A 12,757-nucleotide genomic window follows, 5' to 3' on the forward strand; every position below is an offset into this window, starting at 1 on the left:
AGTGGGTATTTGACGTTCAGATCAATGCCATAAGGAGAGACTTCAGCGCCCGCTTCACCGACGATACCCGGCATATCCAGTGCAAAGCTCTGGTTCAGGTAGCTTTTAAAAGCGGCTTCACCGTCGGCATTGGCGGTTTCGCCATACGCACGTGGGCTGGGATTTTCTGGATAAGGCGTCCAGTAGTCACGGGTTTGAATGGCATTCAGGGCAGCGTTTAGTGTGTTTTCGTGCTTTGTTACTAATGCTTCAAGCTGGGACGTCATCGCGTGGCTCATGAGGATTCTCTGTCGTTATTCGGTGAAGGAGCTGTTCTTACTAATAGAGAGACCATACACCAAAGTTTATGATACATAAAGCATGACTTAAGCTATAAATATTGTATCCCTTTGCTATTTTCGTTAACCTAAGGCTATAACAGTACGAGATATAACGATAATAAAGGCGCCATTGAATGCACAATTGTCAAGATATAGATGTTGGTGAAGCCCTATCAGGTGTACTTACCATCAAACTGAACAGACCCGAAGCATATAATGCGCTACGTACCCAATTGCTAAAAGAGTTGGCTGAAGTGCTGGATGAAGCCAATGATAATGACGCCATTAAAGCCGTCGTTATTACAGGAAGCGATACGGTCTTTGCGGCAGGTGCTGATATTAAAGAGATGGCATCACTGGATGCTGTCGGTGTGATGAACGACCCACGCCCTTCCTACTGGCGCCGCATCACCCTGTTCCCCAAACCGATTGTTGCTGCGGTTAATGGCTTTGCTTTAGGTGGCGGCTGCGAGCTAGTTATGCACTGCGATATTGTCATTGCAGGTGATAATGCTTTATTCGGCCAACCAGAAATCAACCTTGGCATTATTCCTGGCGCAGGCGGTACTCAACGGTTAATTCGTACTATCGGTAAATCAATGGCCATGCAGCTAGTGTTATCTGGCGAATTTATCTCTGCTGAAAAAGCTCAATCGTTAGGCCTTATCAGTGAAGTAACTATCCCTGAGCGTTCACTTGAGCGTGCAACTGAGTTGGCACGAAAAATTGCGACCAAGCCACCTATCGCCGTTAGACTCGCAAAAGAATCTCTATTAAAAGCTTATGAAACAACGCTAGAAAGCGGCCTTAACCTGGAACGAAAATCCTTTACTTTGTTAGCGGCAACACAAGACCGTAACGAAGGAATCGCCGCCTTTATGGAAAAACGCAAACCGAACTTCACAGGAAAATAATAAAATGTCATATGAAACTATTGAATTTGCAATTTCTGAAGGTATTGCGGTACTAACTCTAAATCGTCCGGACAGCCTAAACAGCTTCAACGCGCAAATGCACTCAGAAGTACGCAGCGCATTAAAAGAAGTTAAAAAAGACGCTTCCGTACGCTGCTTGCTATTAACAGGTAATGGCCGTGGTTTCTGTGCAGGACAAGATCTTGGTGATAGAAACGTAGCACCAGGCAGTGAAGCCCCTAACCTGGGCGAATCTATCGAAAAAAACTACACCCCTATGCTACGCACTATCCGCAGCCTAGAAATGCCGGTCATCTGTGCAGTCAACGGTGTCGCTGCTGGCGCGGGTGCTAACATCGCTTTTGCATGTGACATCGTTTTAGCTGCTAAGTCAGCCTCTTTTATCCAAGCGTTCTGTAAAATCGGCTTGATCCCAGACTGTGGTGGTACATGGACACTACCACGCTTAGTTGGCCCTGCTCGCGCGATGGCCCTCTCTCTTCTTGGTGATAAAATATCTGCAGAGCAAGCCGAACAATGGGGCATGATCTGGAAGTCAGTAGATAATGAATCACTAAAAACTGAAGCAATGGCGATGGCACAACACTTTGCTAGCCAACCAACCAAGGGACTTGCTCTTATTAAGCGCGCTATTCAAGCATCAGCAAATAACACTTTTGATGAGCAACTAGACCTTGAGCGTGACCTGCAAACATTAGCGGGACGTACTGATGATTACCGTGAAGGTGTTTCTGCATTTATTGCAAAACGTAAACCTGCTTTCAAAGGACAGTAATCATGAGCACAATAAATTCTGATGCTGTTATTGGTGTTATTGGTGCCGGTACAATGGGGGCAGGCATCGCACAAGTGGCGGCAAAATCAGGCCACAGCGTACTGCTTTACGATGCATTTGAAGGCGCAGCACAACGTGGGCTTGACGGTGTATCTAAGGGCCTTAGTAAGCTTGTGCAACGCGGAAAAATGCAACAAACTGATGTAGATGCATTGTTAGCACGTATCACATTAACTGACTCTCTTGAAGACTTTGCTCCGGCACGCGTCGTTATAGAAGTGATTGTAGAGCGCTTGGATATTAAGCAGTCAGTCTTTGCCCAGCTCGAAGAAATATGTGCAGAAGATACTATTTTAGCGACTAATACATCCTCAATTTCTGTAACAGCAATTGGCAGCAAGCTAAAACGCCCACACAACTTAGTTGGCATGCACTTCTTTAATCCGGCTCCTATTATGAAGCTTGTTGAAGTGATTAGCGGTTTAGATACAGCCCCCGCCGTTGCTGACGCCATCTATGATTTATCTGCACTCTGGGGTAAAAAACCGGTTCGCGCTAAATCAACACCTGGATTTATAGTTAACCGTGTGGCACGCCCATTTTATGCAGAAGGCCTACGCGTGTTACAAGAGGGCGGTGCTGATGAAGCGACCATTGATGCGATCATTCGCGAAGCGGGCGGCTTTAGAATGGGACCGTTTGAGTTAATGGACCTAATTGGCCATGATGTTAACTTTGCTGTGACCTCATCGGTCTTCGCCGCCTTCTTTAATGACCAACGCTTCCTACCCTCTTTAATTCAACAAGAGCTAGTCAGTGCTGGGCACTTAGGGCGAAAATCTGGAAAAGGCTTTTACGATTACAGCGAACAAGCTGACAAGCCCGCTGCCAGCACTGCTGCGCCAGCTAAAGCACCCCACCATGTAACCATTGAAGGCCATCTTGGCGTTGCCGAACCTTTGGTCGCGCTGATTGAAGAGGCAGGCATTAAAGTAAGCCGTGTCCAAGAAGGCTTTGGCTCCATACTCATCGGAGATACCACTCTTCAGCTGACTAACGGCCAGATGACTACTGAGCGCGCTCATAATGCACGCAACAGTAATCTTATACACTTTGACCTTACACTGGATTACAACAAAGCAACCCGCATCGCTCTAGCACCTGCTGACCAAACCCAACCTGATGCCATATTGCAAGCAACTGGGCTTTTTCAAGCCATTGGCAAGCATGTCACTATTATTGACGATGTTGCCGGCATGGTTGTTATGCGCACCATTGCCATGCTTGCTAATGAAGGTTTTGATGCTGTTAACCAACAAGTTTGCTCTGAAGCCGACGTTGATGTGGCGATGAAAGGCGGCGTTAACTACCCATTTGGACCGATTGAATGGTCAAAAGCAGTTGGCCTCGGCGTTATCATGAACGTACTCGATAATCTGGCTAGTAGCTATGGAGAAGACCGCTACCGCACGTCACCTCTTATTCGTCGCAACGTGGCTGGAGGCAAGCATGACAGCTGATCAACTGGCGAAGGCATGCAGTGCCGCTATGCATGCAAATGATCATGCAGCCCAAGCACTCGGCATGGACATTATTGAAACACGCTCTGGATATGCTCACCTTGAAATGACAGTGCGAAAAGACATGCTGAATGGCCATGCAATATGCCATGGAGGCATGATCTTTACTCTCGCAGACACAGCCTTTGCACACGCCTGCAACAGCTACAACAAAGTAACCGTAGCCAGTGGATGCAGCATCGACTTTGCAGCACCAGGACGTGAAGGTGACCGCCTAAAGGCCATTGCACAGGAGCGTCACAGAAAAGGTCGCACCGGCATGTACGATATTACTGTTTATAACCAGAAGGACGAAACTCTCGCCTTTTTCCGTGGTAAGTCTCATCAAATTAATGGCGTCCTCATCGACGATCCAGAAGGACTAGCCCCACAATCTGCACAACAGGAGAACAATTCATGAAAGATGCTTTTATATGCGACGCAGTCCGTACACCGTTCGGACGCTATGCTGGCGGCTTAGCTTCTGTTCGCGCAGATGACCTTGGTGCTGTTCCCATCAAAGCACTCATGGAACGTAACCCTGATGTTGACTGGGCAACGGTTGAAGATGTTATCTACGGAAATGCCAACCAAGCAGGTGAAGACAACCGTAACGTAGCACGTATGTCGACTTTGCTTGCCGGTATGCCCGTTGCCATACCTGGCACCACGATTAACCGCCTATGTGGTTCAGGAATGGACGCTATTGGCATGGCAGCACGCGCCATTAAGTCGGGTGAAACAGAGCTAATGATTGCCGGGGGTTGTGAGTCAATGTCTCGTGCACCTTTTGTTATGGGAAAAGCAGAATCTGCTTTTAGTCGTAACCCAAATGGTCTATATGACACAACAATCGGCTGGCGCTTCATCAACAAGAAGATGAAAGAGCAATACGGTGTAGATTCTATGCCAGAGACAGCTGAAAACGTTGCTGAAGAATTCAATATTTCGCGTGAAGATCAAGATCTTTTCGCATTTCGTAGCCAACAAAAGACGGCTACAGCTATGGAGAAAGGTCTCTTTAAGGAAGAGATTGTACCGGTTGTCATTCCACAACGAAAAGGCGATCCCATCGTTGTTGATACCGATGAACACCCTCGCGCATCCACCACGTTAGCTGACCTTGCCAAACTAAAAACACCGTTTCGTGCCGGCGGCTCAGTCACAGCGGGGAATGCATCAGGTGTCAATGATGGAGCCTGCGCACTATTGATCGCTTCAGCGGAAGCGGCTAAAGCGAACGGCCTTACGCCAAAGGCTCGCATTGTTGCCATGGCAGCAGCCGGTCTTGAACCTCGTATTATGGGGTTTGGCCCAGCACCCGCTACGCGTAATGTGCTGAAAAAAGCAGGACTCACACTAGAGCAAATGGATGTAATAGAGCTTAACGAAGCATTTGCGTCACAAGGCCTCGCTGTTATGCGTGATTTAGGTTTGCCTGATGATGCTGCCAACGTTAATCCTAACGGCGGAGCTATCTCTCTAGGCCACCCTCTTGGCGCAAGTGGAGCACGATTAGTAACAACCGCAATGTACCAACTTCACCGCACTGGTGGTCGCTATGCCCTATGCACTATGTGCATCGGCGTTGGTCAAGGTATAGCGATGATTATTGAGCGTGTTTAATCTGTCAAAAACAATATAAGAGAGTGCTAAAGCTCGTTAAATACTCAGCTTTAGCCCCAAGATTGTCGAAGAACAACAGGATTATAAAAATATGTCTATTGAAAAAACTCGTAGTGGTTCGCTAGATGATATAGAAATGGCAAGCATTGACGAACTACGTGCATTACAGCTCAAACGTATGCGCTGGAGTATTGCTCACTGTTATAACAATGTTCCGGCTTATCGTCAGATGTGTAAAGACAAAGGTGTCCACCCTTTTGATCTAAAAAAACTGGAAGACCTAAAATTATTCCCGTTTACTCAAAAAGATTACCTGCGTAACAATTACCCGTTTGGAACATTTGCTGTACCCAATCGTGATGTGGTTCGTATCCATGCATCCAGTGGTACAACAGGTAAGCCTACCGTTGTTGGCTACACACAAAACGATATCGATACCTGGGCAAATGTTGTTGCTCGTTCAATCCGCGCAGCTGGCGGCCACCATGGTGATAAAGTACATATTTCATATGGTTATGGCCTATTTACTGGCGGTATGGGTGCACATTATGGTGCAGAACGCTTGGGTTGTACCGTTATTCCAATGTCGGGTGGCCAGACCGAGAAACAGGTCCAGCTGATGAAGGACTTTGATCCAGACATCATCATGGTAACACCCTCTTACATGCTCAATTTGATTGATGAAATGGATCGCCAAGGCGTTGATCCACTTAAGCTCTCATTGCGTCTCGGTATCTTCGGTGCAGAGCCATGGACAGAAGAGATGCGCAAAAATATTGAAGCACGCTTAGGTATTGATGCTCTTGATATATACGGCCTCTCTGAAGTTATGGGCCCTGGTGTTGCTCAAGAGTGTCTTGAAAGCAAAGACGGACCAACCATTTGGGAAGATCACTTTTACCCAGAGATCATTGATCCAAATACAGGCGAAGTGCTTCCTGATGGCGAATATGGAGAATTAGTTTTCACTTCTCTAACAAAAGAAGCCCTGCCTATTATTCGTTACCGTACCCGTGATCTGACTCGCCTACTACCAGGTACCGCGCGACCAATGCGCCGTATTGATAAAATCACTGGTCGTTCAGACGATATGATGATTATTCGTGGTGTTAACGTTTTCCCAACACAAATCGAAGAGCAGATTCTTAAAGTATCTACTTTGGCACCGCATTATGAAATCATTGTGACCAAAGACGGCAACTTGGACAAAGTTGAAGTTAAAGTTGAAATGACACCTGATGCTCGCGATGCAGACCAGCAAGCAGCTACCAAAGAGCTTCAACATCATATTAAAGCGGTGGTCGGCATTAGCACCCGAATTACTGTTGTAGACGGTGGTGCTATTCCTCGCTCGGAAGGTAAAGCGAAACGCGTTTTTGATAAGCGTAAAGACAACTAATCTACACTTGCAACACCGTCCCTTTAAAGGCCGCTTAATTAGCGGCCTTTTTAATCCAGGGCATCTTGTTAAGACCCTACTTTATAAAGTATATTAGATTAACATCTTTAAAGACTGAACCTATATGCAACTCAGCCGCTTTACCGACTATACATTGCGCGTACTTTTCTACGCTGCGATCAACAATGATCGCCTGACTACGCTCTCTGAAATTGCCCAATTCTATGACATCTCCATTGAACACCTGCGCAAAGTTGTTCATGCACTTTCTAAATCCGGCTATTTGAAGACCTTTCGAGGTAAGAATGGCGGTATCCAATTAGGCATGGACCCTGCTGACATCAACATTGGTGAAGTAGTACAGCAAGCAGAAGGCATACGTCCCATTATCGACTGTGAACATCACGGATGCCGACTTACACACTTTTGCACCTTACAGCCGATTTTAAACAAGGCAAAACACGCTTTCATGACAGTACTCAAAGAACACACATTAGCGGATTTAATTACCAGCAAATCAATGCAACGCGGTCTTATTGGTTCTGATTTGGCAAATTCTGTAGCTGGTTCTTAACAACCACACTCGACTCAACTAATAAGTCCGGCTTAATTAAAGACATTCCCCCTCTCTTCTTGAAGATTTCCTTTATAACCATCGGCCCGATGAAGCGCCTTTACTGCACTGCCTGTAACCTCAATCCACACACGGTGTAATTTATCTTTTTGGTTCTTATTCACAACTGCCAATCATAAAATGTATTTACAATATATTTTATGCGTGAATAATAGGTATATATAAAATACATTTTATTTGGGATATAAATTAATGAGTATTTTTGATTCTGAAACGTTTGTAATAATTTGTGTAACAGCAATGATCTTATTTAAATTTTGGTCTGTTTGGACAGTCTCTAAAGACTCAAAAGCATCACGTGAGGGCAAACTAATTTTTCTTGGGTTAATTAGCGGTGTAAGTGTATTTGGAATCATGGCCAAGCTTTATATCAGTATGGCCATGGGGCTTTCATAGTAATAAGGAAGTACTAATCAGCGAGTTCTAGTTTAACCGCTGAAATCAGAACACCATTATTATCTGCATAAACGTAATGACCTGGCTTGAAAGTAACCCCTCCAAAAGTAACATCTACATTTAAGTCACCTAAACCACGTTTATCCGTTTTCATTGGGTGTGAGCCTAGCGCTTGCACACCCAAGTCCAATCCGCTAATAGCATTCACATCACGGATGCAGCCATAAATGATAATGCCTTCCCATCCATTTTTTTCTGCTTTCTCAGCAAGCATATCGCCTAACATCGCACGGCGCATAGAACCACCGCCATCAACCACGAGAACCTTACCTTCACCAGGTAAAGCAACCTGTTCACGGACCAACGAATTATCCTCAAATGCTTTTAGGGTGACAATTTCACCACCAAAAGTTTCACGGCCACCGAAATTGCCGAACATCGGCTCAACAACTTGAACCTGCTCAGGGAACTGGTCACACAACTCTGGTAATAAATCTTCCACACGCTTCTCCTTTAACAATTTTCATGATCCAGCTAACAATGGGTCTATTTTAAGCTGCTATGCACTATTTACACTACTACTATGATAAATAGAGTGATTTTATGATATTAAAAACAAAATAGACTATTTTTCACGACCAGCAACGTAAAACTTGTTCCATTCGCCTACTATTTTCTAAAGTTCTACTAGAGTGAGTCGATATAAATAGCTATAACCGACTAATAACCGGAGGCCCAACATGATTGGCACTCTGTACTCACATTCTTCATTTACACAACAAAGCTCACAAACAAGCTTTCAACACGCCACTTCTAACGGAAAAACTTCGGAAGCGGCTAGTCAAGATACCGTTTTAAACCGGCTGGCTAGCAATATACCGGGAATGAGTGGTGACGATCTTAAAAGCATGAGTACGGATGACTTCTCTCCGGAAAAAGTAGCCAGCCGTATTGGTGATTTTGTCGCACAGGGCTTGGAAGCAGCACGCCGTAACGGTCGATCAGAAGAAGATATACAAAAGATGTATAACGCTGCCGTAGACGGCGTTAAAAAAGGTTTTTCTGAAGCACGTGAAATTCTCGATGGTTTAGGCGCACTGAGTGACTCTGTCACTGCAAATATTGATCTCACTGAAGATAAAACACTGGATGCGCTTAGTGCGATAGAACCAGGACAAAAAACACCTGAAGATGCACAAGTATCTCGCTTGATAGCTGCTGAGCGCTATCAGGAAGCAGAAACATTATCATTGAAGGTAAAAACCCAAGATGGTGATGAAGTCACCATCAACTTCGCCAAAAATAGCCAATACGAAAGCTCCTTTGGGATTGAAAAAGATCAGCAGGGAAATACGCAGTCACTTTTCAATATTAGTCGTAGCGAGAGTAGCGCGTATCAGTTCTCTGTTGAAGGCGATCTCGATAACGATGAGATTGATGCCCTACAAGACTTAATAAAAGATGTGAACGAAATTTCTAATGAGTTTTTTGATGGTGACGTACAAAAAGCCTTTGATATGGCTAGCGAATTTCGTATGGATAAAACAGAACTCGCTTCTATGAACCTTCGTTTAACACAATCAGAACAACACACTGCTGTTGCCAAGTATTCTGAAGTGGAAAATCTCGATAGCCCTGGTATGAACCCAGGAAAACGCCTAGGACATATGATGCAAAACATGCACGGCGCAGCTGAAAGACCAGGACTAGGCTTTATGCAGGACGCATCGAGCTTTAGTCGTGAGATGCTCTCAACTCTAGTGACGCAAGACATTAGATATAAAGACTCAGACGAGCCAGAAAAAGCAAGATATGACGCCAACCTAGATAGTATGAACAACCTGCTTGCTAGCCAACAAACAGCAGCAGTACAAGATGATTAGCCCACATTGTCATCACTGAAAGATACCTATCCATCTTTCAATTTTCGGGGCCCTTTTAAGGGCCCTTTTTTTATGTACGAACGTCTTCGCCTACAGTATCAACTAGTATAGAGAGTGCTCAGCTAGCGATTTGCGCGCACCAAATCTAGTAAAGCCTGTGCTGGATGGGGAATGTGCTGATCATCCATACGCTTTACCTGACTACGGCATGAGTATCCACTAGCAACCAACTTCCCTTGATTTTCATCTGCATTAACCACATCGCGCCAGCTCAAATCATAAATTGTTTTAGAGGTTTCTAAATTTTCAGCTTCATGACCATAGGTCCCTGACATACCACAACAACCGACAGTCTGAACTTCTAAAGTTTGGCCAAGAGCGGCATAAATCTGCTGCCACAGCTTGATAGAAGCCGCTGCTGAGGTTTTTTCAGTACAATGAGCCATCAGCTTATAAGAGTGGGCTGGTAACTTAGATGCTTTCGTTACGATGACCTCTTGCTGTGTCGCTAACCACTCTTGGATTAAGTTTACCGTTGGCAAGCGATCAGCAACTTGTGCGTACTCCTGCCTATAAGTAAGGGTCATTGAAGGATCAATTCCAATCAAAGGCACACCGGTCTGCCCCAGTGCACGTAGCATTGATGCGTTCTTGTTTGCCGCCTTTTCAAAGGCTTGCATAAAGCCATGAACATGCAATGGCTTACCATTGGGCATAAACGGCGCAACCATCACAGTGAAGCCGAGTTCATTGAGCAGGTCGATTATGTCCAACACCAACTGCGTCTCGAAAAAGCTAGTGAAAGCATCCTGCACAATAATGACTGACTTTTCTCGCTGCTCAGTTGCCATACCACTAATTGTCTCAACGCTGGCAAACTCTACACCTTTTTCCTTGAGACCTTTCACCAATGTGTGCTTACAAATAGCAGGACTATCGACCATGCCCACGTATTGCTTGAACACGCGCTTCATTACTTTATTTTGCATGACCCAATTGTAAGGAGCAGGAAACTTAGATAATGCGGGCACCATAAACTCAAGGCTACCTATCATATAATCTTTAGCCGGACGCAAATAACGGCTGTAGTAAACTTCTAAAAAACGCGCTCTAAAGTCAGGAACATTCACCTTAATGGGGCACTGACCAACGCAGGACTTACACGCCAAACAACCCATCATTGCTTCGTGGACTTCATGTGAATAGTCGTACTCACCCTTTTGTTTTTTAAGCGTATTTCTAATCTTATTAGGCAAGGTTTTTATAAAGTTACTGGCTTTGATACGACTACTTTCTTCGGTTAAATCGATACCCTGTGAAGACATAAGACGTAACCACTCTCTAATGAGTGATGACCGCCCTTTAGGTGAATGTATACGTTCGCGAGTGCCTTTCCATGACGGGCACATCGCATCCTTAGGATCGTAGTTGTAACACGCACCATTACCATTACAGAAAATCGCTGAATTGTATGTATCACGTGTTTTAGCAAAGATTTGACGATCCAATTGGCCACGCGTCTGCACAGCATCAATTTTTAGAAGTTCAGCATCGCCAATAACAGGGGTAGCAATTTTCCCTGGGTTCAGCTGGTTATGCGGATCAAACACACCTTTGATTCGCTGCAGTTCAACATACAGCTCACCAAAAAATGCAGGTGAGTATTCAGAACGCACCCCTTTTCCATGTTCTCCCCATAATAAACCATGATATTTTTGAGTAAGTGCAACCACTTGATCAGTGATTTCTCTAATCATTGATTCCTGCGCTTCATCTTTCATATCAATAGCTGGGCGTACATGTAATACACCCGCATCAACATGCCCAAACATGCCATAAGCCAAGCCATGGCTGTCCAGTACTGCACGAAACTCCATAATAAAGTCAGCTAGGTTCTCAGGAGGAACAGCGGTATCTTCTACAAAAGGAATGGGGCGCTCTTGCCCTTGTGCATTCCCCAACAACCCAACAGCTTTCTTACGCATCCCCCAGACTTTGTTAATCTCAGCGCCACCGTACACAACACTAAAACCAAAGCTTTTACCTGCCTTTCCTGCAACTTTCTCTAAATGCTGGGTCAGCTTATTAACACGTGCTTGTAGAGCAGACTCATCATCTGCGGTGTACTCAACAAGATTTATTCCGAGCGTATCCGGATCGCCCTCTTTTTCTGGAAAATAGTCTTTAACGGTATCCCAAACAATATCACCCATCGCAAGATTAAGTACTTTAGAATCAATCGTCTCTATCGACGTGGGGCCCCAACCCATTAACGCTTTAGCATCGCGCAACGAACTTTCAAAACTATCGTATTTAACATTCACTAGAGCAGCAAACTTTGGAATAGGCAAAACATTGAGCTTAGCTTCAGCAATAAATGCAAGCGAGCCTTCCCCGCCACACAATACTGAGTTGAGGTTAAAACGCCCTGACTCATCACGTATGTGTGCAAGGTCATAACCTGTAAGGCAGCGATTTAATTTGGGGAATTTGGCATCTATTAGCTGTTTTTTAGTGTTATGGATATCATCCACCAACCGATGAATCTCACCAACTCTATCTTCACGAAGCTTTAGCTTTTCGAGCTCATCTTCTTCAAGTGGCGCCGACGTCCAAACAGTACCATCGAGCAATACGCTTTTTAACTCTAAAACATGATCACGCGTTTTGCCGTAGAGGCAGCTACCCTGGCCACTCGCATCGGTATTAATCATACCGCCAACGGTTGCGCGATTACTGGTTGATAGTTCAGGTGCAAAAAATAACCCATAAGGTTTGAGTGCAGCATTTAGCTGATCTTTAACCACACCACCCTGCACACGTACCCAACGCTCTTGCTCGTTAATTTCTAAAATACCGTTCATATGTTTAGAAACATCAACAATCAAGCCATCGGTCAGTGACTGACCATTTGTACCCGTACCGCCACCGCGAGGTGTTAGCGTTACTTGGGAGAATGCAGCTTGTGCACTAAGTTCAGCAATAAGCACCAAGTCGTCTAGGGTTTTAGGGTACAACACACCCTGAGGCAACAACTGGTAAATGCTGTTATCCGTCGACAATGCAATACGGTTGGCATAATCCTGATTAAGCTCCCCCGCAAAACCTTTTGCCTGCAAGGCCTCTATAAAAGATACATAGTGAGCTTGTGTTGTCTCTACAGTAGAAATGCGTGGGATCATGTTCTAATCATCTAATTTGTTATTAAGTGCGCTATGATGCAGAATCAT

11 protein-coding genes and 1 pseudogene are annotated in these 12,757 nt (G+C 44.9%); 9 read left to right on the top strand and 3 right to left on the bottom strand.

Annotated features, from left to right (window positions below; genetic code table 11):
* Positions 1 to 278: pseudogene (locus tag G511_RS23310) on the bottom strand (phenylacetic acid degradation protein PaaN); the annotation flags it as partial.
* Positions 279 to 454: 176 nt separating this feature from the next.
* Between G511_RS23310 and paaF the strand changes: the two are divergent.
* From paaF to G511_RS0117750, 8 genes are all read left to right on the top strand, one after another.
* The gene (gene paaF / locus G511_RS0117715) at positions 455 to 1,234 is read left to right on the top strand and encodes a 2,3-dehydroadipyl-CoA hydratase PaaF (protein WP_028470827.1); all 780 of its coding nucleotides are present in this window, start codon (positions 455 to 457) and stop codon (positions 1,232 to 1,234) included.
* A gap of 4 nt (positions 1,235 to 1,238) precedes the next feature.
* Entirely contained in the window at positions 1,239 to 2,030 is a 792-nt protein-coding gene (gene paaG / locus G511_RS0117720; RefSeq protein ID WP_028470828.1) for a 2-(1,2-epoxy-1,2-dihydrophenyl)acetyl-CoA isomerase PaaG, read from the top strand.
* 2 nt (positions 2,031 to 2,032) lie between these two features.
* Positions 2,033 to 3,550, top strand: coding sequence for a 3-hydroxyacyl-CoA dehydrogenase PaaH (gene paaH / locus G511_RS0117725; protein ID WP_028470829.1), 1,518 nt, complete (start codon positions 2,033 to 2,035; stop codon positions 3,548 to 3,550).
* Complete coding sequence (gene paaI / locus G511_RS23315; RefSeq protein ID WP_036552402.1) at positions 3,540 to 4,010, top strand: hydroxyphenylacetyl-CoA thioesterase PaaI; 471 nt, start codon at positions 3,540 to 3,542, stop codon at positions 4,008 to 4,010. Before paaH ends, paaI begins: the two co-directional genes overlap by 11 nt.
* Complete coding sequence (pcaF, locus tag G511_RS0117735) at positions 4,007 to 5,215, top strand: 3-oxoadipyl-CoA thiolase (protein WP_028470830.1); 1,209 nt, start codon at positions 4,007 to 4,009, stop codon at positions 5,213 to 5,215. Before paaI ends, pcaF begins: the two co-directional genes overlap by 4 nt.
* 91 nt (positions 5,216 to 5,306) lie before the next feature.
* Positions 5,307 to 6,614, top strand: coding sequence for a phenylacetate--CoA ligase PaaK (gene paaK, locus G511_RS0117740; RefSeq protein WP_028470831.1), 1,308 nt, complete (start codon positions 5,307 to 5,309; stop codon positions 6,612 to 6,614).
* A 124-nt stretch (positions 6,615 to 6,738) separates the two neighbouring features.
* Positions 6,739 to 7,188 carry an Rrf2 family transcriptional regulator gene (locus tag G511_RS0117745; protein WP_028470832.1) on the top strand — a complete coding sequence of 150 codons (450 nt, stop codon included), beginning with the start codon at positions 6,739 to 6,741 and terminating at the stop codon, positions 7,186 to 7,188.
* Positions 7,189 to 7,440: 252 nt separating this feature from the next.
* A complete protein-coding gene (locus G511_RS0117750) occupies positions 7,441 to 7,644 on the top strand; it encodes a DUF2788 domain-containing protein (protein WP_028470833.1) in 204 nt (67 codons plus the stop codon).
* 13 nt (positions 7,645 to 7,657) lie between these two features.
* Here the strand turns inward: G511_RS0117750 and rraA are convergent, their stop codons facing one another.
* Positions 7,658 to 8,146 (bottom strand): ribonuclease E activity regulator RraA, encoded by a 489-nt coding sequence (rraA, locus tag G511_RS0117755; RefSeq protein ID WP_028470834.1) that lies wholly within the window; start codon positions 8,144 to 8,146, stop codon positions 7,658 to 7,660.
* A 238-nt stretch (positions 8,147 to 8,384) separates the two neighbouring features.
* Here rraA and G511_RS23320 point away from each other — a divergent pair, with 238 nt between their 5' ends.
* Positions 8,385 to 9,527 carry a DUF5610 domain-containing protein gene (locus G511_RS23320; protein ID WP_036552403.1) on the top strand — a complete coding sequence of 381 codons (1,143 nt, stop codon included), beginning with the start codon at positions 8,385 to 8,387 and terminating at the stop codon, positions 9,525 to 9,527.
* A gap of 122 nt (positions 9,528 to 9,649) precedes the next feature.
* On the opposite strand, the gene ydiJ is transcribed toward G511_RS23320, so the two are convergent.
* A complete protein-coding gene (gene ydiJ / locus G511_RS0117765; RefSeq protein ID WP_028470835.1) occupies positions 9,650 to 12,709 on the bottom strand; it encodes a D-2-hydroxyglutarate dehydrogenase YdiJ in 3,060 nt (1,019 codons plus the stop codon).
* Positions 12,710 to 12,757 lie beyond the last annotated feature (48 nt).

The organism is Neptunomonas japonica DSM 18939, from assembly GCF_000422765.1.
In the GTDB taxonomy this organism is placed as follows: domain Bacteria; phylum Pseudomonadota; class Gammaproteobacteria; order Pseudomonadales; family Balneatricaceae; genus Neptunomonas; species Neptunomonas japonica.

Excerpts from the sequence above, each read along its gene's own strand:
- paaF (WP_028470827.1), top strand. The coding sequence starts at position 455 with ATGCACAATTGTCAAGATATAGATGTTGGTGAAGCCCTATCAGGTGTA.
- paaG (WP_028470828.1), top strand. The coding sequence starts at position 1,239 with ATGTCATATGAAACTATTGAATTTGCAATTTCTGAAGGTATTGCGGTA.
- paaH (WP_028470829.1), top strand. The coding sequence starts at position 2,033 with ATGAGCACAATAAATTCTGATGCTGTTATTGGTGTTATTGGTGCCGGT.
- paaI (WP_036552402.1), top strand. The coding sequence starts at position 3,540 with ATGACAGCTGATCAACTGGCGAAGGCATGCAGTGCCGCTATGCATGCA.
- pcaF (WP_028470830.1), top strand. The coding sequence starts at position 4,007 with ATGAAAGATGCTTTTATATGCGACGCAGTCCGTACACCGTTCGGACGC.
- paaK (WP_028470831.1), top strand. The coding sequence starts at position 5,307 with ATGTCTATTGAAAAAACTCGTAGTGGTTCGCTAGATGATATAGAAATG.
- G511_RS0117745 (WP_028470832.1), top strand. The coding sequence starts at position 6,739 with ATGCAACTCAGCCGCTTTACCGACTATACATTGCGCGTACTTTTCTAC.
- G511_RS0117750 (WP_028470833.1), top strand. The coding sequence starts at position 7,441 with ATGAGTATTTTTGATTCTGAAACGTTTGTAATAATTTGTGTAACAGCA.
- G511_RS23320 (WP_036552403.1), top strand. The coding sequence starts at position 8,385 with ATGATTGGCACTCTGTACTCACATTCTTCATTTACACAACAAAGCTCA.
- ydiJ (WP_028470835.1), bottom strand. The coding sequence starts at position 12,709 with ATGATCCCACGCATTTCTACTGTAGAGACAACACAAGCTCACTATGTA.